Source organism: Lyngbya aestuarii BL J (genome assembly GCF_000478195.2).
In the GTDB taxonomy this organism is placed as follows: domain Bacteria; phylum Cyanobacteriota; class Cyanobacteriia; order Cyanobacteriales; family Microcoleaceae; genus Capilliphycus; species Capilliphycus aestuarii.
In genome coordinates, this window is record NZ_AUZM01000023.1 from 66,316 (window position 1) to 86,223 (window position 19,908).

At 42.4% G+C, this 19,908-nt stretch carries 18 protein-coding genes; 8 read left to right on the forward strand and 10 right to left on the reverse strand.

Going from position 1 to position 19,908, the window contains the following annotated elements; translation table 11 throughout:
- The first annotated feature begins 35 nt into the window (after positions 1–35).
- The gene (locus tag M595_RS11970; protein ID WP_023066486.1) at positions 36–1,442 is read left to right on the forward strand and encodes a protein kinase domain-containing protein; all 1,407 of its coding nucleotides are present in this window, start codon (positions 36–38) and stop codon (positions 1,440–1,442) included.
- A gap of 154 nt (positions 1,443–1,596) precedes the next feature.
- Entirely contained in the window at positions 1,597–1,884 is a 288-nt protein-coding gene (locus M595_RS11975) for a GIY-YIG nuclease family protein (protein ID WP_040483990.1), read from the forward strand.
- A gap of 178 nt (positions 1,885–2,062) precedes the next feature.
- On the opposite strand, the gene M595_RS11980 is transcribed toward M595_RS11975, so the two are convergent.
- Together M595_RS11980 and M595_RS11985 are read right to left on the reverse strand one after the other, a co-directional pair.
- Positions 2,063–2,938, reverse strand: coding sequence for a polysaccharide lyase (locus tag M595_RS11980; protein WP_023066505.1), 876 nt, complete (start codon positions 2,936–2,938; stop codon positions 2,063–2,065).
- Between the two features lie 247 nt (positions 2,939–3,185).
- On the reverse strand, positions 3,186–3,605 hold the full coding sequence (locus tag M595_RS11985; protein WP_023066465.1) for a hypothetical protein: 420 nt from the start codon (positions 3,603–3,605) through the stop codon (positions 3,186–3,188).
- Positions 3,606–3,797: 192 nt separating this feature from the next.
- Between M595_RS11985 and gnd the strand changes: the two genes are divergently transcribed.
- The gene (gnd, locus tag M595_RS11990) at positions 3,798–5,219 is read left to right on the forward strand and encodes a decarboxylating NADP(+)-dependent phosphogluconate dehydrogenase (RefSeq protein ID WP_023066473.1); all 1,422 of its coding nucleotides are present in this window, start codon (positions 3,798–3,800) and stop codon (positions 5,217–5,219) included.
- Between the two features lie 105 nt (positions 5,220–5,324).
- On the opposite strand, the gene M595_RS11995 is transcribed toward gnd, so the two are convergent.
- Positions 5,325–7,364 carry a serine/threonine-protein kinase gene (locus tag M595_RS11995; RefSeq protein WP_023066453.1) on the reverse strand — a complete coding sequence of 680 codons (2,040 nt, stop codon included), beginning with the start codon at positions 7,362–7,364 and terminating at the stop codon, positions 5,325–5,327.
- A gap of 114 nt (positions 7,365–7,478) precedes the next feature.
- A complete protein-coding gene (locus tag M595_RS12000) occupies positions 7,479–7,730 on the reverse strand; it encodes a hypothetical protein (protein ID WP_040483991.1) in 252 nt (83 codons plus the stop codon).
- Between M595_RS12000 and msrP the strand changes: the two genes are divergently transcribed.
- A complete protein-coding gene (gene msrP, locus M595_RS12005; RefSeq protein WP_023066494.1) occupies positions 7,714–8,694 on the forward strand; it encodes a protein-methionine-sulfoxide reductase catalytic subunit MsrP in 981 nt (326 codons plus the stop codon). The two genes, M595_RS12000 and msrP, sit on opposite strands and share 17 nt — an antisense overlap.
- Positions 8,695–9,080: 386 nt before the next feature.
- On the opposite strand, the gene M595_RS31150 is transcribed toward msrP, so the two are convergent.
- On the reverse strand, positions 9,081–9,239 hold the full coding sequence (locus tag M595_RS31150) for a hypothetical protein (RefSeq protein ID WP_009786964.1): 159 nt from the start codon (positions 9,237–9,239) through the stop codon (positions 9,081–9,083).
- A 75-nt stretch (positions 9,240–9,314) separates the two neighbouring features.
- Positions 9,315–10,439 carry a glycosyl transferase 1 family protein gene (locus M595_RS12010; RefSeq protein ID WP_023066497.1) on the reverse strand — a complete coding sequence of 375 codons (1,125 nt, stop codon included), beginning with the start codon at positions 10,437–10,439 and terminating at the stop codon, positions 9,315–9,317.
- 169 nt (positions 10,440–10,608) lie between these two features.
- Between M595_RS12010 and M595_RS12015 the strand changes: the two genes are divergently transcribed.
- Positions 10,609–11,355: a hypothetical protein gene (locus M595_RS12015; RefSeq protein WP_152983566.1), complete on the forward strand. Its 747-nt coding sequence runs from the start codon at positions 10,609–10,611 to the stop codon at positions 11,353–11,355.
- Between the two features lie 178 nt (positions 11,356–11,533).
- Here the strand turns inward: M595_RS12015 and chlP are convergent, their stop codons facing one another.
- Positions 11,534–12,754: a geranylgeranyl reductase gene (gene chlP / locus M595_RS12020; protein WP_023066496.1), complete on the reverse strand. Its 1,221-nt coding sequence runs from the start codon at positions 12,752–12,754 to the stop codon at positions 11,534–11,536.
- Between the two features lie 206 nt (positions 12,755–12,960).
- On the opposite strand from chlP, the gene M595_RS31155 reads away from it, so the two are divergent.
- Positions 12,961–13,116 (forward strand): hypothetical protein, encoded by a 156-nt coding sequence (locus tag M595_RS31155; RefSeq protein ID WP_161809820.1) that lies wholly within the window; start codon positions 12,961–12,963, stop codon positions 13,114–13,116.
- A gap of 3 nt (positions 13,117–13,119) precedes the next feature.
- Positions 13,120–13,572: a membrane protein insertion efficiency factor YidD gene (gene yidD / locus M595_RS12025; protein WP_238987068.1), complete on the forward strand. Its 453-nt coding sequence runs from the start codon at positions 13,120–13,122 to the stop codon at positions 13,570–13,572.
- A gap of 289 nt (positions 13,573–13,861) precedes the next feature.
- Here the strand turns inward: yidD and M595_RS12030 are convergent, their stop codons facing one another.
- Genes M595_RS12030 through M595_RS12040 form a run of 3 tightly spaced genes read right to left on the reverse strand, consistent with a single transcriptional unit; the run spans position 13,862 to position 18,528 of the window.
- Positions 13,862–14,896 carry an NAD(P)/FAD-dependent oxidoreductase gene (locus tag M595_RS12030; protein ID WP_023066484.1) on the reverse strand — a complete coding sequence of 345 codons (1,035 nt, stop codon included), beginning with the start codon at positions 14,894–14,896 and terminating at the stop codon, positions 13,862–13,864.
- 33 nt (positions 14,897–14,929) lie between these two features.
- A complete protein-coding gene (locus M595_RS12035; protein WP_023066509.1) occupies positions 14,930–15,328 on the reverse strand; it encodes a hypothetical protein in 399 nt (132 codons plus the stop codon).
- A 5-nt stretch (positions 15,329–15,333) separates the two neighbouring features.
- Positions 15,334–18,528, reverse strand: coding sequence for an alpha-mannosidase (locus tag M595_RS12040; protein WP_023066452.1), 3,195 nt, complete (start codon positions 18,526–18,528; stop codon positions 15,334–15,336).
- A gap of 91 nt (positions 18,529–18,619) precedes the next feature.
- On the opposite strand from M595_RS12040, the gene M595_RS12045 reads away from it, so the two are divergent.
- Positions 18,620–19,846 carry a hypothetical protein gene (locus M595_RS12045; RefSeq protein WP_023066451.1) on the forward strand — a complete coding sequence of 409 codons (1,227 nt, stop codon included), beginning with the start codon at positions 18,620–18,622 and terminating at the stop codon, positions 19,844–19,846.
- Positions 19,847–19,908: the final 62 nt, after the last annotated feature.

Genomic DNA, 19,908 nt, shown 5'->3' on the forward strand with positions numbered 1-19,908 from the left:
ACCCTAGAAGATAGACATTGATCCGTTAATCTCAGATGTACCAGTGCCTCAATCCTGATTGTCTCTACGAGAACCCATCCGATTCTGACCCGAAATTCTGTCAATATTGCGGTTCAAAGTTACGTTTGACAGAGCGTTACATCGCGATTGAAATTATTGGACAGGGGGGATTTGGTCGTACTTTTAAGGCAATTGATCGGCATCAGTTCGATGATTTTTGTGTGATCAAACAGTTTCTTCCCGTTGCTAAAGAAACGGAAACGCGACACAAAGCAACCGAACTGTTTCAGCGAGAAGCGCGACAACTCAAGCTTTTGGGACAGCATCCCCAAATTCCCCAACTTTATGCTTATTTTACCGCTCAAGATGACAAACGCCAGTATTTAGTTCAAGAGTTTATTGATGGCAATAATTTACAGCAAGAGTTAGAAATCTCCGGCGCTTTTACCGAAACTCAAATTCGACAACTGTTAGCAGATTTGCTTACCGTGTTGCAGTTTGTTCATACAAATCAAGTCATTCATCGAGATATTAAGCCGGAAAATATTATTCGTCGGAGTATTGATAATAAACTGGTATTGGTTGATTTTGGCGCGTCGAAGTATATTCCTCCCAATCTTTCTAAAACGGAAAAAATGACAGTTATTGGTACACCTGAATACGCTTCACCGGAACAAATTCAAGAAAATAGTCGGGCAACTTTTGCCAGTGATATCTATAGTTTGGGAATTACTTGTATTCATTTATTAACCGGACTTTCACCTTTAGAATTAGAAGATGAAACCGGAACATGGATTTGGCAAAATTATCTAAATTTGGCCGATCCCGTGAGTGAAGAACTGATTGAATTGTTGGATAAAATGTTATGCAAAGACGCTAAAATTCGCTATCAATCGGTTCAAGAAGTTTTACAAGATTTTGCAAGTCTTCCGAATGAACCGGGGAGAAATTATTATAGCAAACTCATTAAACTTCTCAAGGCTAAAAAGTGGAAAGAAGCCGATGAGGAAACGGCGAAAATTATGCTAAAAGTTGCCAACCGCGAACAACAAGGCTGGTTAAATAATCAAAGTCTAGAAGATTTTCCCTGCGCTCATCTGCGAACCATAGATCAAGTTTGGCTACAATATTCCGCCGGAAAATTTGGCTTTACTGTACAAAAAGAAATTTATATTGAGAGTGGAAATAAGTTGAGTCAATACGACAAAAAAGCGTTTGATCGCTTCGGTGATGTTATCGGTTGGCGAAAAGAAAATGTTATCAAAAAAGGATGGTTTGCTTGGGAACTTAACTACGACAACCTTAATTTTTCTCAATCCGCCCCCCGCGGACATCTTCCGGCTGTTGCAATGCAACCTCTAATTAAGCGTTTTTTTCAAGGAGAAAGAATCGGAACTTTTTTCTCTACTCTTGTAAAAAGATTAGATGTTTGTAAGATTTAAACCCGTACAATGACAAGAAAAATCCTGTCATGTTGAGCGAAGCGAAACCTCTCATAAATTCTTCAAAAAGTTTACCCTAATTGCGATCGCGTTGGGTTCACCAATGACAAGAAATGAATTCACAATAACAATCAAAATAATAAAACCCAGCTTTATGATAAATTATTATGTATACAGAATGACCAATAAATCCAAAACACTTTATACTGGTGTCACGAATGATCGAATTCGTCGGGTTTATGAACATAAAAACAAGCTGATTCCAGGGTTTACTCAAAAATACAATATAACTCTACTTGTTTACTATGAAGAAACTCCTGATATTTCCGCTGCGATCGCCCGTGAAAAACAGATTAAAGGTTGGTTGAGACAGAAAAAAATTGATTTGATTGAATCAGTTAATCCCAATTGGCAGGACTTGAGTTTAAAATGGTATGATTAATTATTCTCTTACTGTTATGTTGAGCGAAGCGAAACATCTATAAGATTCTTTACTGCGCTCACCAATCCCAAAAATTCCTCTGTCATGTTGAGCGAAGCAAAACATCTACTAATATTCTTTACTGCGCTCACCAATGACAAGAAAAATAGTGCAGAATGACAAGAACTAAGAGTAATAATTACTCCGTCTGAACGGGAGAAACCGAAAACTGAGCAAAATCTGCATAAACATCCTTTGGAGTTGACCAAGACGGATCACCTCCACCAAAAAAAGTTGAGAAGAAAATTCCTTCAATTTTCAGTTTATCCGTTGTGCGAAATTGCAAACCATCTCGGTCTAATACTTTTTTACCATCAATCCAAACCCGAATTTGACCATCTTTTTGATCGGGTTGATTTAAAACAACTTCCTGTTCAACATGATACCAAGTACCCGGTTGAAATTGCCAAGCGCCCCGACCAATAGAAGTCCCATAATTCTCACTGGTGGGAAGATAGGCATAAACTTCTCCATCGCCCTGTCTTCTCCACATAAACCGAGTCGAAAAACCGTCCGTTCCATCGGGAATATTACCCCCACTAACCGATTTTCCCCCAAATAGTCCGGGGAGTTTTCCGCCTTTTACAAAGTCAAAATCATCAGAAAAACGCACATAATAGCTTAAATGCAAAGCATCACGGGGCGGAAGACCCAAGTCCGCATAAAATTGGGTTCCCCCAAGCGCAACACCTTGAGATCGAGAAACGCTGGGACTCGCCGAACCTTCGGGGTAACGAACTCTCATAATGCGGGAAAATTTGCCACTCGGGTCAGCGATGACTTCCACTTCATCTAACCCCCAGGAACCATAGGAACGAATATTCCAAGCCTCCCGCCAGTTTGTCTGTGCAAATCCATCTGACCAAAGTGTAGGGGAGTCGGAGGGACGTTGACGAGCATCAGCGATGGGGGAAGGAGTATTTCCAAGGTCGGAAGATTGGGGCGGCGTGGAAGGTGTACAATTGCTTAAAATTAACCACAAACTAGCGGTTGTAATCAGGGTCTTAGGTTTCACTCGCTTGATGCTTTTCCAGGGAAATCTCCGAAGCAAAAATCTCATCATCTGTTATTTATCTAGACCGATCAAAGTGAGAAAATAATCAAGGCACCGGTTCAATAGTTTGATTTCTGTCTCAATCGCTACAAATTGATCCGTAGAAGACTCTTATTATAAAAGCTTCAAAATGATGAAATCATCTCGAAAGATGAACCCTGAAGACAAAAGCTCGACATTTCAATCATAGTCTCAATAGAAGTAGACCTTACTGTCCAGTCAAAGAATCGGGATCGGGAAGGGGTTGTTGGAGTCCTATGGCAGACCAAGCATCATCAGAACTAGCATTCTGGTCATTTGAGACAGGCTTTCTGACGATCCGTAATCGATTTTGATCTTGAAGTTTACCTAACTCCTCTTGATAGGCAGCAATAATTCTGGCGAGACTGATGGCAATCTGATCCCAGCTTTCATCATTGACAATTTTATCAGCCATCCCTTGGAATAAACCACTTTGTTTACTACTCTTGACGTATTCTTTGAGACGTTTACCCGATTTTTGTAAGGCGGCTTGGTAAACCTCTCCATTTGACCACCAAATTCCGGGCTGATTTAATAACCAAGTCAAAATGTACTCCGGGGCGTGTTGTTCCTTGACCCAAGTTGCCAGATGTTTTAATTCTTCCATTTTTCTTTGACTCCAGATTTTTCACCGACTCAATTCTACTCGATTGAGCCAGTTTTGTTCGTTTCGTATTCAAATACACAATGAATGTTAAAAAAAACCTGATATAAATTATACAAAAAAAGAATCAGCGATACAGTGAAAATGAAATTCGTGCATTCACCCACAACTAACGTTTAGAGCGAGCAGATACATATGGGACAGCAGAAATTTGGTGTAATCGGTTTGGCAGTGATGGGTGAGAACCTAGCACTCAACGTTGAGCGGAATGGTTTTCCCATCTCTGTTTACAATCGCACTAGCTCCAAAACTGACGATTTTATGAAAAACCGGGCGCAAGGAAAAAACGTCCATGCTGCCTACTCTTTAGAAGATTTTGTTCAATCTCTAGAACGACCCCGTAGAATCCTGGTGATGGTACAAGCCGGAAAACCAGTCGATGCCGTAATTGAACAACTTAAACCCCTGCTAGACCAAGATGACATGATCATCGATGGTGGTAACTCCCTCTACGAAGACACAGAACGTCGCACAAGAGATTTAGAATCCACTGGATTAGGTTTCATGGGGATGGGAGTTAGTGGGGGTGAAGAAGGCGCTCTCTGGGGGCCTAGCATGATGCCAGGAGGAACAGAAGCCTCCTATCGTGAACTTGAACCCATTTTAACTAAAGTTGCTGCTCAGGTTGACGACGGCCCTTGTGTCACCTTTATCGGACCAGGAGGAGCCGGTCATTACGTCAAGATGGTTCACAACGGGATTGAGTACGGCGATATGCAGTTAATCGCTGAAGCTTATGACCTGCTCAAGAATGCTGTGGGAGTGAGCAACGAGCAGCTACATGAAATTTTTGCTGAGTGGAACAAAACTCCTGAGTTGGAATCTTTCTTGATTGAAATTACTGCCGATATCTTCAGAAAGAAAGACCCCGAAACGAATAATCATCTCGTTGACATGATTATTGACTCTGCTGGACAAAAAGGTACAGGCAGATGGACAGTGGTTAATGCTTTGGAATTGGGTGTTGCTGTTCCGACGATTACAGCCGCTGTTAATGCTCGGATTATATCCGGTATTAAGGATGAGCGCGTAGCCGCAGCTAAGGAACTTACAGGCCCGACTGGTAAGTATGAAGGCGATACCCAAGACATGATTAACAAAGTTCGGGATGCTTTGTATTGCTCGAAGATTTGTTCTTATGCTCAGGGTATGGCATTGCTGAGTGCGGCCTCTAAGGAGTTTAATTACAATCTGAATTTGGGTGAATGCGCTCGAATTTGGAAAGGGGGTTGTATTATTCGGGCTGGATTCTTGAATAAGATTAAGAAGGCTTTTGATGAAAATCCTGGCTTACCTAATTTGTTGATGGCACCGGAATTTAAGCAAACAATTCTTGATCGCCAGAATGCTTGGCGAGAAGTAATATCTACTGCGAGTCAACTTGGGTTGCCTGTGCCAGCTTTTAGTGCTTCTCTAGATTACTTTGATAGTTATCGTCGTGCAAGTTTGCCTCAAAACTTGACTCAGGCTCAACGGGATTATTTTGGCGCCCATACTTATGAGCGTATTGATAAGCCTCGTGGTGAATTTTTCCACACTGAATGGCCTGAGAAATAATTAGTTTTTTCTCTGAGGAATTCAGCGATCGCTAATTCTGGTGAAATATAATTGTAGGGACACGATTCGGATTGTGTCCCTATTCATTTTCAACGGAAATCCGATTTAGGGTGAAAGTCTCCAGACCTTAACGGTATCATCAAAACTTCCACTGACTAAACTATTATCAGTCGGTGAAAATTCCACATCCACCCAAGACTTATGACCTTTGAGGGTTCCCATCAGTCCGCCTGTTTCAATTTGCCACAATTTAACCGTTCCGGCAAAATCCCCACTAGCAAGGGTTTGACCATCCCGACTAAAAGACAAAGACTGAACTTTATCCCCATGACCGATAAGGGTACGTTCCGGTAAACTGCTAAAATACTCAGACTGTAAGCGATTTAAGTCCCAAAGTTTAATACTGTGATCCCAACTGCCTGTGGCTAAGGTACGACCATCCGGAGCAATGGCGACAGACCAAATGGCTTCTGGATGTCCTTTAATGTTGCGAAGTAAACGACCAGTCCGCCAGTTCCAAATCTCAATTGTCCCGTCACTGCCCCCACTCACTAAAGTTTGACGATCCGGACTAAAGACAATTGACTGCACATCTTCAGCATAACCTTTGAGTTGACCGATTTCTTCACTGGTTTCAACATCCCATAACCGCAAGGTTTGGTCACGACTCACACTGGCAACCGTTTGTCCATCGGGACTAAAAGCCACCCCATACACCCAGGCTTTGTGACCGTAGAGCATTTTGATTAATTTACCACTCCACAAATCCCAAACTTTGAGGGTATTGTCACCACTCCCACTCACCAACAAACGACCATTCGGGCTAATGGCTAAAGCACCCACTGGCCCGGAATGACCCGAGAGGGTATACAAAACATCACCCGTCTGAATATCTAGGACTTTAATACTGCCATCCGTTGTGCCACTGGCGACGAGTTGACCGTTGGGACTGACGGCGATCGCCCAGACTGGACTAAAACTTCGCATCAAGGTGCGGACTGCCGGAGTATTTTTCAGTTGCGGGGGGATGCGTTTGATCTCCGGAGGGAAAGCACGAGTATCGGGTACACGATAAACGGGTTCAGGAGACTGGGAAGACATCCGTGAGACGTTGGAGGGGATAGAACTCAAGATTAAAGAAGCGATCGCCACCACTGCCCCTCCCCAGGCTGTCAGCATCAATTTTTGTTGAGCCGATAGGGTATTAAGTGCGAGAACTTGGCCAGTTTTCAAGTCCTGCATCACCTCTGTTACTGACTGATAACGTTTAGCTGGATGACGCTGAACCAACTTATCGAGTATCCGGCCCAAGCGTCCACTGACGGGATATTTGAGATAATCTCGCCAGACCCAAGTATCGGATTTGACATCATACAAATCAAAAGGAGAAACCTGAGTCATCAAGTGTAAGCAAGTCACCCCTAAGCTGTAGAGATCGCTATTCGGACTGGCTTGTTGATGCAGTTGTTCGGGGGCAGAATATTCGGCTGAACCTTGATGATTGTCGTCAAAGATCAGAGTGTCTTCTGGATAAATGGCGCTGGCTAAATCAACCAATGCGATCTCCGGTTCGTCATCAGTCTGGTGGCTATCCAAGTCAGACGGAGAACGACGAATCAGATTTTCGGGTTTAATATCGGCGTGAACGACATTATTTTCGTGAATAAATTCTAACGTCGGTAAAACATCATTGAGCAACTGCCAAATTTGAGTTTCTCGAAAGATGCCATGATGGTCAAGTTCTGTCGCCAGGTTGCCACCCGAAATATACTCATGTACAAAATACTGATAATCATCTTGTTGAAAAGATGCCCACAACTCGGGAACAGCGATATGTTTTCCTAATCGTTCTAACTCTGATGCTGAAACCGGATTGAGAGGAACCAGTCTGAGGTTAACTGCATCACCATCGCCCGAGGCAGAATGGGACTGATCGCGATGTCGGAATTGTTTGATCACACAGCGGGATTTGGACGGTTGATCTTCATCGACTGCCAAAAACGTTCTACTGGTAATACTTTGACCCAAGACTTTAATGATGCGGTAGCGATCTTTAAGCCTTAAACTGAACCCACAACTCTGGCATAAGCTATGGTGAGCGGAATTTTGGGGATGTTTGCAGTTGGGATTAATGCAGTAACTCATAACTGGCAAGTCGTTAAGTCTGTCTATACTATCTTGACATCCCCACACCCTCCTCAACAGTATAGATGTGAAGATTGATCCCAGGCAGAATCCGTTTAGTGTTTTGCTACCCCTTTAATCAATTGTCCAGTGGGAAGATTGAGTCGATAACACGGGTTCAGCCTTGGAATTTGGAAAGTTCAAAGCTTTTAACGGTAGGGGTTTTTTCCTGACAATCGGTTGAAATTTCCGAATTTTAACTTCTTCTGCGATTATATCACGGGAAAATCGGAGGGTATAGCCGAGGCTACCCATTTCAATCGTTAAAATAAGAAGGTCACTTGACGATTTGTACTGACCCACTTCTCCAATGGCTTTAATTCGCATCCCTCAATCTTGGGAACTTCCCGAGCGGTTGATCACTCCTGAATCAACTTTTCTCAATCGTCGTCGTTTTCTAAAAAGTCTAATTGGGGCAAGCTTAGGTGCAACGACTCTACCCCTAGCGGGTTGCAATCGCACTTCTGCTATCTCCACTCAACCGGGATTAGATGAACTGACTCCCTATTCTAATTTATCTCAAAATCCCCAGTTTTCTGATGTCGGGCAGGTAACTAGCCCAGAATTTGCCACTCAATATAATAACTATTATGAGTTTGGAGGGTCTAAATCAATTTGGAAAGCGGCTCAAGCTTTACCGACCGAAAATTGGCAAGTTGAAGTTGCAGGACTGGTTAAAAATCCCCAAACTTATGACCTTGATGACATCCAAAAAAAGTTTCCCTTTGAGGAACGAATTTATCGTTTTCGGTGTGTAGAAGCCTGGGCGATGGTTGTGCCTTGGGTGGGGTTTCCCATGCGGTTACTTTTAGAAGATGTTGAACCGACATCTGACGCGAAATTTGTGCGGTTTAGTTCATTTTATGACCCGAAAATTACCACTGGCCCCGGTTTTTGGGCGGTCAATTATCCTTGGCCTTATGCAGAAGGATTAAGAATTGAAGAAATGGCAAATGACCTCGCCTTTTTTGCTACCGGAATTTATGGGAAAACTTTACCCAAACAAAACGGCGCTCCCCTACGGATGGTGATTCCCTGGAAGTATGGATTTAAAGGGGCTAAATCGATTGTCAAAATTGAATTTCTAGACAAACAACCGGCTACTTTTTGGAATACATTGGCTCCCAATGAATATGGCTTTGAAGCCAATGTTAACCCCAATGTTCCTCATCCAAGATGGTCACAAGCCACGGAACGAATTGTTAGCAATGCTCCGAGTTTTACTTGGGAAGAACAACCGACCCTTTTATACAATGGTTATGAAGAATATGTGGGCGAGCTTTATACTTAGAAACATCAGAGAATCTAATCGTTAAAACTCGAAAAATCATTCGTTTTTCAGAAAAGAAAGGAAGATTAGGATAAGATTATCCGATAATTCCCTTTCTTTTTTTATTTAATGGAAATATTAATCTAGACAACTGACCCTAGCAATTACCATTCTATAGCACTACGCAAATTGGTTAGGACATTTCTAAATTCTGAAACCCTTTCATAGTCTGCTGTTCCCTGTTCCCTGTTCCCTATTCCCTAGCGCGTAGCGCTATACTGAGAGTCCACCAGAGGTTGGAGACAAGATTGATCAGAGAATGTTATTTTGAGCCGTTGGTATTGGGAATTATGCCTTAATTTTCTGACTTTAATAAGTATTAATCTTGAGACTTTATTGAATAACTTTTATTGGGTAGAAACCGTAATTTTTTTCTTGAATACTTCCACTTTATCAGGATTTTCTCGTTTGTTTTTCTCGGAAACTGCATCAGTCTCAGACTGAAAAATATCTACTTTTGTTAAAGCAGTTGAAGTATCAACTAAAACATAGATTTCGACATCCATTTTACTCAACTCCTGAATATTGGGCTAGGTTCATTTTCTCGGCTTATTTGTGCTTTTCGGGATGATTGATCAAAATTAGTTTTTCAACCCGCTTTTCACGACATTTACAAGCATTTGGGCAATCGTTTCACTTCCGGTTTTATCCAAAGTATCAGACAAGCGAGGCGGGCTTAACGGGTGTTGCAGGAATTCCCAATTACTTTCAAAAAATTGTGCAGAGGTTAAAATTTGATGATAGCTATAATTTTGTAATCCTGTTAATAAAAGTTCGGCTTCTGCAAACCCATCTCTCGACAACGTTACAATTGGAATATTTAACCGCATCGCTTCAGAATAGGTACTAAACCCGGGTTTAGAAACGACTCGTCCACATAAAGGCATAAAATCAACGGGGCGGATATGGGTATAATCTATTAAACTTTTGACTTGATTTTTTTGAGTTTGAACGGAGATTAAGTTGGGGAGTTTAGGGGCATTTTTATCAAAGGTGATAAAGGTAAAATCGGAGAATTTATTGAGGTTTTCATAGGGAATTTTAGCTAAACTCAATCCGCCAAAGGTGAGGAGAATTGTTTTTTCAGGGGTGCTGTTAATTTGAAAATCTTCTCGGAGTGTATCCAAATCATAACGCGGATTTCCTCCGGTTAAACCCACATCAGTAATATTTGAAAAGGCACTCATATTTTCGTGGAGAGGAAGTCTAAACAAACCCTCACATTGACTAAAACAATCCCCAACCCAATCGGCAATTTCAATAAATTCTCCGCCCCAATCTCGATAGATAAAATCCCAGCCAAAGTTACTCATCATATAACAAGGAATTCCGGCGATTTTTGCAATAGAAGCGGCTAACGGGGGAATATCAGCAAAGACTAAATCAACTCGATTTTGACGGATAAAGTTAACTTCTCCGGCGATAATTGAGTTTTGGTTTTTGCGAATTTCCTGTAACTTTTCGAGAGTTGCGGCTTTATCCATCGTTAAACTATCGGGTTGAATTACACCCACATCAAACGCCCGAGGACGCAAGATAAAGTCACCTTCGATATAGGTTTCTAACAACCAACGAGGGGCGGTTGTGACGAGAATTAACAGGCTATCAGGACACAGTTGTTGAATTTGGGCGGCGACAGAAGCGGCGCGGACTGCATGGCCAAATCCATGATTGGTAATGGCGATATAAAAGGTGGGTCTAGACATGAATGGATTGGTTTGGATACCAACCTCTATTATAGTCAGAGTTGGGGCTTTGGGTTGGTGAAATGAGTTACGCTTGGGGTAGGTTGGATGTTAGGGTAACTTGAAAATAGCGATAATTTTAATCGCAGAATTGACAAAATATTTCTCGCAACTTCAATTACTAGAAAAAATGGACGAAACCTTACGATGGCGAATCACAACTTTCTTTAATTATTGGAGACAACGACACGCATTCATTCGTGATTTAGATTTCAGCAAACACAGTTATGAAGCTAACGTTTTGCTTTGGGCATCTCTTGATGCTCTTTCTAACTTATGGGCAAATAATATAGGGAAACAGGAATGTAGTGATCGGCGTAAACGCCTTATTTTTGATGCTTTCCTTGCGCGTTATGGGGGTGAAGTATTCCAGATTGTTTCATTACCAAATATCTGGAACCGAATAGACCAAGGAAATATCTGTGTAAATCAACAGAAAAAACTAAAATTGTCTCAAGATATATGCACATTTTTAAAGACAATTGGAGGACGCCGAACTCCTACATTTACTGATGAATGTGAACTCCGTCACAGTTCTGATGACTGGAGCATGGATATGATTCTCACTACTATTCTAGCAGATTACCCTAATACGGATCGCACTGAGCTAAAAGAATGGCTGATTTTCTCGCGATACGGTGCGATCGCTTACAAGGAAATGCGGTCTGCATACATCCATGAGGGACGACCAGGAAAAAATTCCCATTCCTTTGAGTTAGGTGAATCTGCAACAAGACCTACTTACCTTAGCGGGATCTATACTACACCTCCTAAAATTGGCTTCGGAGTTGAGTTCATGCTATCTGTATTGGCGTCCTGTATTGATGCCTTTGAAGCTGATGCACTAACATTGCAGAAAGATCCTGTTCCAAAATAATGAGATGAGCTATTAAGTTATCTAAAAGAAACCTGTAGGGCGCATCATCAAAGAAATTAATTATTGATATTACTCACTTCAAAATTTGATGTACCTCACTCCTTTTAAACGCATTAAAAAACCTGATTTCTCTTGTGAAGAAACCAGGCAGTGTTGTGATATAATATCAATCGAAAACTTAAGGCGCTAACGCATGACCTCTTAACAGACTTCCAACCGTTTTAGCGGTAATCTTCATCTGAACTAAGGGGTTAGCAGGAACAACTGTTTTGTACAGATAACTGTCAAACGTCATCTTCTGAACATCCAGGTCAGAACACATTTCCACAAACGCTTCGCGAGTCGCATCAGTTCGGTAGAATACCCGTTGAAGAATATCTAACACCAAGTAAGTCATACCATACTGTTTATCCCAACGTTTGAGATAAATTTTCAGGTCATCTTCGGTGGGAATTTTAGCACCATTGTTCGACATTTCGACAATCGTTTCCGCACACATCCTCGCCGACTTAGCCGCGAAGTAAATACCTTCTCCGGAAGACTTCGTAACGGTTCCGGCTGCATCTCCCACTAACGCCACCCGACCGACAACCCGACGAGGACGGGGATGTTCGGGGATAGGATGGGCTTCTACTTTAATAATCTTACCACCCTCGATACGATGAGCAGCACGGGCGCGAATTCCAGCTTGTAACTGTTTGATCATCGCTTGGTTCACCTTCATGGTTCCGGTACCAACCGCAACGTGATCATACTTCGGAAATACCCAAGCATAGAAGTCGGGAGAAACATCATTACCGACGTACATTTCTGCCCGGTCTTGATAATAAGCCATTTTCTCGTCAGAGATGCGAATTCGTTCTTGAAACGCGATCGCATAATTGTAATCGCCTGCATCAATTGCCTTGGCAACCCGAGAATTTGCCCCATCTGCACCGATGACTAAATCGACTTTTAAAGTCTTCGCAGTACCCCGACTATTTCCTTCCGAATGATCGGTATAGTGGAGGGTATAAGCTTCATTTTTCTGGGTCGGAATATCAAGTTTATAAACCGTACCATTAATGAGGTTAGCTCCTAATTTAGCCGCCCGATCTCGCATAAAACCATCGAGAATTTCCCGACGGCACATCCCAATATATTCGTTTTCGTTTATGAGATTAATATCAACTTCGCGGTTAGATGGAGAAATCATTTTCATTTTTCTTACCCGCCGATCAATAATTTCCGGAGGTAAGTCAAACTCACTCACCATACACAGGGGAATGGCGCCGCCACAGGGTTTGGCGTTATCGAGTTTGCGTTCAAATAAGTAGGTTTCTATTCCAGCTTTAACTAATGTTTCAGCGGCCGAAGACCCAGCGGGGCCAGAACCGACAACAGCAACCCGTAGCGTCACAGGTTTTCTCCTATCTCTCTCATTGTTATCAGGTCAGATGGTATCACGGATAAAGGAACCACGGACGCTGAATTTTTAGACTTGTGATACATTGCAATAGTGCTTAACACTGCGTAATATTTATCGCTACATTTGGTAAACATCGGAAATCCGGCGATCGCTTTCGGTAGTTTAATTACACCAACATTTGACAAGTTTTAACCGACATGGTAAGTTATACAGTGGGAAAAGGTGTGCGCCGATTGGGTGTTAATTTAGGTGTTAACTTCGCGATCGCTTTGGGTAGTCTAAATACAAAAGTATTTGACAACTTGGAACCGACATGGTTAGTTCTACCGCAGGAAAAGATGTCCACCGATTAGGTGTTGATTTCGCGATCGCAACGAGGTTCCGGCTACCAAAAGTATTTATCACCTTACAAGGGTTTTGCTTGCGCCCATCGAGTCCTCTACGGGGGAGAATCTTGTTCGCAATACGTTAAACGAGTGTTGGGAGAAGCGGGGTTTTCTGAGGCGGTGAAAGCTTCCCGTCAACGGTTTGCAGACTGTCGGGAAGCCAATCAGATTCTTAAGGCGTCTCAGGATGCTAACAAAAATCAAAATAAACGACGCCAAGCCGATGAAAAGAATTTCAGTGGTGACGAAGCCTGTGATTTAGCTGAATGCGGATGCGACGGACTGGATTGTTTATCCAATTCAGGTTGTGATTCAGGTGATTGTGGAAATAGTGATTGTTGCGGAGGTTCCGATTCTTGTGGGAGTTGTGATTGTTGCGGAAGTTCCGATTCCTGTGGGAGTTGTGATTGTTGTTTCTTTTAGTTGACAACGCAACAGTTTTGTACAGTTATCAGTTATTAAAGGCAAAAGGCAATAAGCAATTATTATTTATCACTGTTAACTGTAAAACTGGTCACTGTTAACTGTTCACTGTAAATGCGATCGCCTGGAAATTCCATCGGAAATCCCTTGACAAAATTTCTCATCAATGCTATATTTATACCATGGGAAAATGTGCGCGCCTATAAACTCAAGTTTTGAGGGGTGATTAGAATTCAAATCGTGGTTATTTCTGACGCTCGCAATTTTCGACGGAATTTCCCTGAGAAGATTAATCTTGAAAAAACATCACCGCAGCTTTCCCAGACATTAACGCCGTTTCGATATTGTCATTTCCCCCACACCAGTCTCCGCAACAAACCAAGGGTAAAGGAATAGTTGTGGTTAAACAAGAAACCGATAAAGATTTCCGACAAAAGGCATAACGCCAGCGATGAACCTGCATCCATTCAGCATTTCCCAAAGACAAAGAATCAGATACCGATTTTAACAACAATTCCCCAACGGGTTGTAAGTCGGTTGTATCAAGATAATATTCTGCAAATTTAGCCGAACTTTGAACAACGATAATTGCTTGTTGGGGGTTGAGTCGTTTGCTGCTATCTAAACCCACCCAAGCGAGAGTTTCATGTTCGGGAAACGTTATCGCCTTTGCGGGGAAGTTTTTAAGGGTTAACTCGCTTTCGGAATATCCAGCCATCACCGTAATACAAGGATCATACTCCACAGAACGGACTGGTTCAACAAAGTCGAGAGGAAGTTTTGAGGTTAGCGGTTCTAACAACAATAACGCTTGCGGAGCAGGAATTGCCAAAATAACTGCTTTTGCTTCAACTTCTTGGGGCTTTTCCGTGGCGGTTGGGTGAGTGGTTTCTAAACTGAGATACCAAGTTTTATTCTCAGTTGGGGTTAATCTTTGCACTCGACGATTAAACCAAACCTCTAAACCCACAGCCAGTTCTTTCCCAACAGAATTCATTCCCGAGGGTGCAATATAACAAGGTTGAGGTTGTACTTGTTGGAGTTGATGGTCTTTGAACCCATAGATTTTATCCGTCCACAGTTGTAAAACCTTTGTGGCTGTTAACTGTGCAATCAAATTTTGAGTGTGTTCTCCCGTTGCTGCTAAATACCGCACTCCATGATCAACATAAATATCTGAGACTCGTCGAGTCGCACAACGGCCACCCACACCCCGAGATTTTTCTAAAACAATCACAGAATAACCCGCTTGTTTTAACTGTTGAGCGGCTGTTAACCCCGCAAACCCCGCACCAATAATCGCAATATCAAATACAGTTGTCATCTGTTACCTCACCCTGAATCTTGAAAACACAACTTATTCCCATTTTCCTTTTTCTTCCAGCAAAACGGTTTCTCCTTCTAAAATTCTCAGGTGTCCTTCTGGAGAGAGAATATACTTGTATTCTCCATTCTCAAAAATATATCCTAAAAACCGAGAAGGGGTAACCCCATCAGCGCCTTGTGTATGATAAGTTCTCCCCATCAGTTCAATAGAACTTCCCGTTTTTCTATCCGTCCCCACATACCGAATATGATCGCACACGACTACACTTTCGGGGCATAATCTTTCAATCTCGATTCTAAAGTTTGGGGTGATTAAAACTCGACTTTGAGCAAGTCCAGGTAATCCCCAACTCCCAATTAAAACCGTTAGCACAATTTGCCACAGTCGTGACAGGGAAGTCAATTGATCAACGATTCGGGATAAAGACATAATCGTTAGGATAACTCAGAATTGTTCGATAATTGAACCGTGACAATTTTCCAGGGAGAAATTTCTGGAAAGTTAGGGGATTCTATCGGTTGTTCTAGGAGGTTAACCGGATGAGTGATATCCAGTCCGAATTGATTGTTTAATTTTAACTCAGTTTTCTCGCCCTGGCTCTCATAACATCTTAAAATCCACGCTTGAGAATTTTGTTCGGATTGTTTGAATGCCATTAATATTAAGGAGTCGCTGTTTAAATCGAGAAAACATTGAGTTCCTGATGCTTGTTCTGAAAATTGACAATGTTCTGGACTGAGAACTTGAACTTCTAAGGGTTGGTTCAATTCATAACCCCGATGGGTAACTTTCGCGACTTTCCAATCTCCCTCATGGGGATAAATCGCATAAGTAAACTGATGGATTCCTAGATCCGCTTCCGGGTCAGGCCAGGTCGAACCTCTTAATAAGGTTAACCGCATTTGATTGGGTTGAAGATCATATCCATACTTACAATCATTCAACACACTCACGCCATAATGATCATCCCCTAAATCTACCCAATTCATTGCCGGAATTTCCCATTTTGCTTTCTCGCTTTCAGTCTGCGGTTGGGTCGGACGTTTGATCACTCCTACCGGAATTTCACAATAGGCAAAATCAACGGTTAAGTTTAACGGAAATGCCGCTTTCACTAATACATGACGTTCCTGCCAATTTATCCTTGTCTCAATTTTTAATACGGGAGAATTAGCCTCTAAAACATAATCTTGAATAAATTCTGATTTTCGCCAAACTCGAATCACTTGTAAACGCCATTGAATCTCCCCTTGTTCTTGCCAAGATATTGATTGTAATTGAGGAGGTTCTAACAGATGTTCTTTGTAGTTTGGATCAATATTCCACCCGTCCCAATACTGATGAGAATCTTCAAAAAACTGTAATTGGTTCCCGCCCTGTTCTGACAAGACTTGTCGCTGGTTTTTTTTATCCCAAATTTGGCTAATATTTCCCGTCTCAGACGCTATTTCCACCTTTAGAAATTCGTTTTCTAATACCCAAATTTGAGGAGAATTAACATTAAGATTGACAGAATTCTGTATCACTGGTATACTTGTGCTAAAGTTAGCGAAAGCGTCTGTCTGTATAGGGGTATTTTTCGCTTCCGAACACGAGTTTTCAACAGTTTCAACCCTTTTTCGCCCCAACCAAAACAACCGAAAACCCACCGACGGCACATCAGTCGCTAAAAACCGCAATTTTCCGCTACAGACTTGAACCTGCAAAGCCTTACCATAAGCATCATACAGCCGCCAAGTCTCGGGAGAAGACAAAGAAAGTTCTACCCCCTGGGAACAAGACCAATTGAGACTATTCCAAACCAGAATAGGTAGACAATCGGGTTGTGGGGGAGGAGGTAAGGTCACAAAAGCCGCGATCGCCCTCAAAGCCCTTTCTCGAAGCTGTGTTAGCGTCTTGTCAACCTCCATCCAAGCTAGATTAGCATCTTGATAAACTTCAGGAATCGCCGAACCGGGAAGGATATCGTGAAATTGGTTAAAAAGAACTTGCTTCCAAGCTGCTTCTAATTCAGCTTTCGGATAAACCGCAGTGGTCAGTAAAGTAGCGATCGCAGACCACAACTCCGCTTGATAGAGCAAATGTTCACAGCGACGGTTCCAGCGCTTTTGATCAGCGTGAGTCGTGTAACAGCCCCGATGAAACTCCAAATACAACTCATCCGACCAAACAGGAAGTTCCCCACACTGTTGAGAAATCTCCGATAAATAATCCACTGCCCGAGAAAACCCCAATTCAGGAAAAAAGGGTGAACTCTGCCAGCGCCCAGCCACTTCTAACATATCCCGAGTCGGCCCTCCCCCATGATCACCCACTCCAGGCAACCAAAGAGCAGTTTTCAATCCGGTTTGAGTTTCCCATTCGGCTGTATAAGTCGCCATTTTTATCGGGTCAATCCCTTCTCCAATCGGGGCAGACATATAACTAATGATTTCGGTGCCATCGGGAGATTGCCAGTTAAATAAACTATAGGGAAATTGAGTCGTATCATTCCATCGCAGTTTTTGCGTCACAAAATAGTTAATTCCCGCTTGTTTCAACAATTGGGGAAGTTGCCAACAAAACCCAAAACTATCAGGAAGCCAAGCAATAGGAGAGAGTTGACCGAATTTTTCTTGGGTATAGAGTTGACCGTAGAGGAGTTGGCGAACAATAGATTCTCCACTGATAATATTAAGTTCAGGTTCAACCCATAACCCGGCTGCAATTTCCCACTTTTGGGTTTGAACTTGGTGTTGAATTTGGGAGAATAAATCTTGATGATGGGTTTCTATCCAAGCATATAAGGCGGGAGAAGAATGGGTGAATATTAAGTTTGGGAAATCTTGTTGTAGGGATAAAACAGATTTAAAGGTATTTTCAGCAGCTTTCCAAGTTTCAGCAACAGGCCACAACCAAGCAAGATCTAAATGTGCGTGTCCGAGTAAGGCAATTTTTGAATCAAAGTTGGGAAGGTTTGTAGAAATATAATCAATTAGGGTTTGTCGGAAGGCAATCAGAGAGTTGTCGAATTTTTGGGGAAATTCAGGTAAGGCGAACCAGTCTATTTTGTCGAGGAGGGGGGTTAAAAAGTTGAGATGTTCTTGTCGTTTATTTCTATAAGATGGGTTTTGGGTAATGGCAATTAAAAATACTTCCAACTCCGAAGCGATAAAACCGGGGTCAACTCGATCTTTTGCTAAGGTTTCATACACACAAACAGACTGAACTAATGCCCCTTCATCATGTTTCGGACTGACTAATCGCAAACGAACCGTAAACTGATCTCCGGGTTGAACCGAATCAGATAATAAAACTCGCGTCGAACAATCAAATAAGTCTCCCGCTTGTCTGAATTGATCATTAACATAAATCTGTGCATCTTCGGCCCACCATCTTAAAACTAACCGCAAACTGAAATCCGTTAACGGAAAATTGTTTAAACTTGTCGGAACAATAATATTTTGGGTGAACTCGACAACTTGTTGACGCGGCCAAGCAATGTGTCGGCGAGCATTCAACTCAACCGGAGAAACCGTCCGATCAGATTGATATCCATTCCAGTTGGTTTGTACATCCACCCGCGTTAACTGACGTAGGCGCTCCAGGGTGAGTGAAATTTGAGAGAAAGATGCTCCAGATGCAGTCATTATTTGTTAAAATAAAAGCACGATTTTTGTTAGATAAACGGACTCCAATCCCGAATCAACCTCAATTTAAAAATTCAACCCCTTTTTAGAGATGTCCTCTCCTGCTTCTGGCCCTTTTAAAAGCCGTCTGTTGAACTTAATTGTCGAGAATTATCAGCAGTTTCTCGATCACTGTGGTTTGACTTGGCGACAAGTTCAGTTTTCGACCAGTACAACGGTACAGACTGTGATGTACTCAGTTTACTCCCTGTTTCAGAGTCTGGTCAAAGGAAAAAAACGCCTTCAGTCTACTCAACCTCCCCAATCACCGCAACTGAACGCGGCGCAAGCCAGTCCGAAGCAACAAGGGGAATTTGACCAACCAATTCTTGATCTTCTGATCATTGCCCGCGAAGAAGTCAAACGTTCTCGGCGCTTAAAAGTGCATCCCAATTCAGTACAAGCGATCGCCTCCCAGCGACAAACAAAAAAATTAGTCTTAGTTGGGGCGGATCAACAAATTTTAGATGTGCTTTCTTGGAGACAACGGGTAAAACTGCGTCTCTATATTTCGCGGAGTGAACCCACTTTTCAATCTTCTCCCGAACAAACCGGGTTCTCTGCAATCACAATCGCCCAAAACTATACCCAGGCAATCACCCGCACAACAGAAGAATTGGGAATAACCCTCCGTCAAGCTTGGCAAACGAGTGCCAAAGAATTAACGATTCATACCCCTGAAAATTATTCTATTCAAACCTCAGTCGAAGCCAATTTACACCAAGTTCAATCGGTAATTTGGGCGGCGATAGATTACTTCTTTTTTAAAGATCATAATTATCAATTAAATAGTGAGTCTCAACCGGAAAATGTCCTGAGTGGAACCCCTCAAAATCAACAATTAACCCCCCAACCCCAAAAAAGTCAATCTCCAATTCTGACCAATTCTCGGCGTCCCTTGGCTGCAACTTCCACGACGAAATCTGAAAAATATTCCGCCAAGAGCTTGACAACCTCCCCAGACTGTGGTTTAATAATGAGTGATGCCATAAAATATTCTGAGACAGACGATGGTGCGGTAGCGGTTAGACCTCGCTCCTTTCAGGTTCGGCAGTTGCTTCAAGTCGGGGAACCCGCCCAACGCACTGCACTCACCACCTGTGGGCGCAATTCGGCCAATCACAACGATACAGCCTCCCCAGAGTGTTTGTCAGCAGAAGCAACAGCAGTGGGTTATGTCAAGCATCCCTTAGAACAGGTACTCGAATGGCTAGATCGAGTGCTGTTTTGGGTTGAAGAAGCGGTGATCAGAGCCTGGGAATGGATCAAACAAAGATAGACCGCCCAGGCAATCTCGCGTCAAAATCAGTCAAATTTTAAGATAAGATGAAAAAACTGTAC

What these genes read in the sequence shown, in the direction of transcription:
- M595_RS11970 (WP_023066486.1), top strand. Translation starts at nt 36, where the DNA reads ATGTACCAGTGCCTCAATCCTGATTGTCTCTACGAGAACCCATCCGAT.
- M595_RS11975 (WP_040483990.1), top strand. Translation starts at nt 1,597, where the DNA reads ATGATAAATTATTATGTATACAGAATGACCAATAAATCCAAAACACTT.
- M595_RS11985 (WP_023066465.1), bottom strand. Translation starts at nt 3,605, where the DNA reads ATGGAAGAATTAAAACATCTGGCAACTTGGGTCAAGGAACAACACGCC.
- gnd (WP_023066473.1), top strand. Translation starts at nt 3,798, where the DNA reads ATGGGACAGCAGAAATTTGGTGTAATCGGTTTGGCAGTGATGGGTGAG.
- M595_RS11995 (WP_023066453.1), bottom strand. Translation starts at nt 7,364, where the DNA reads ATGAGTTACTGCATTAATCCCAACTGCAAACATCCCCAAAATTCCGCT.
- msrP (WP_023066494.1), top strand. Translation starts at nt 7,714, where the DNA reads ATGGCTTTAATTCGCATCCCTCAATCTTGGGAACTTCCCGAGCGGTTG.
- M595_RS12000 (WP_040483991.1), bottom strand. Translation starts at nt 7,730, where the DNA reads ATGCGAATTAAAGCCATTGGAGAAGTGGGTCAGTACAAATCGTCAAGT.
- M595_RS31150 (WP_009786964.1), bottom strand. Translation starts at nt 9,239, where the DNA reads ATGGATGTCGAAATCTATGTTTTAGTTGATACTTCAACTGCTTTAACA.
- M595_RS12010 (WP_023066497.1), bottom strand. Translation starts at nt 10,439, where the DNA reads ATGTCTAGACCCACCTTTTATATCGCCATTACCAATCATGGATTTGGC.
- M595_RS12015 (WP_152983566.1), top strand. Translation starts at nt 10,609, where the DNA reads ATGGACGAAACCTTACGATGGCGAATCACAACTTTCTTTAATTATTGG.
- M595_RS31155 (WP_161809820.1), top strand. Translation starts at nt 12,961, where the DNA reads ATGGTAAGTTATACAGTGGGAAAAGGTGTGCGCCGATTGGGTGTTAAT.
- M595_RS12030 (WP_023066484.1), bottom strand. Translation starts at nt 14,896, where the DNA reads ATGACAACTGTATTTGATATTGCGATTATTGGTGCGGGGTTTGCGGGG.
- M595_RS12035 (WP_023066509.1), bottom strand. Translation starts at nt 15,328, where the DNA reads ATGTCTTTATCCCGAATCGTTGATCAATTGACTTCCCTGTCACGACTG.
- M595_RS12040 (WP_023066452.1), bottom strand. Translation starts at nt 18,528, where the DNA reads ATGACTGCATCTGGAGCATCTTTCTCTCAAATTTCACTCACCCTGGAG.
- M595_RS12045 (WP_023066451.1), top strand. Translation starts at nt 18,620, where the DNA reads ATGTCCTCTCCTGCTTCTGGCCCTTTTAAAAGCCGTCTGTTGAACTTA.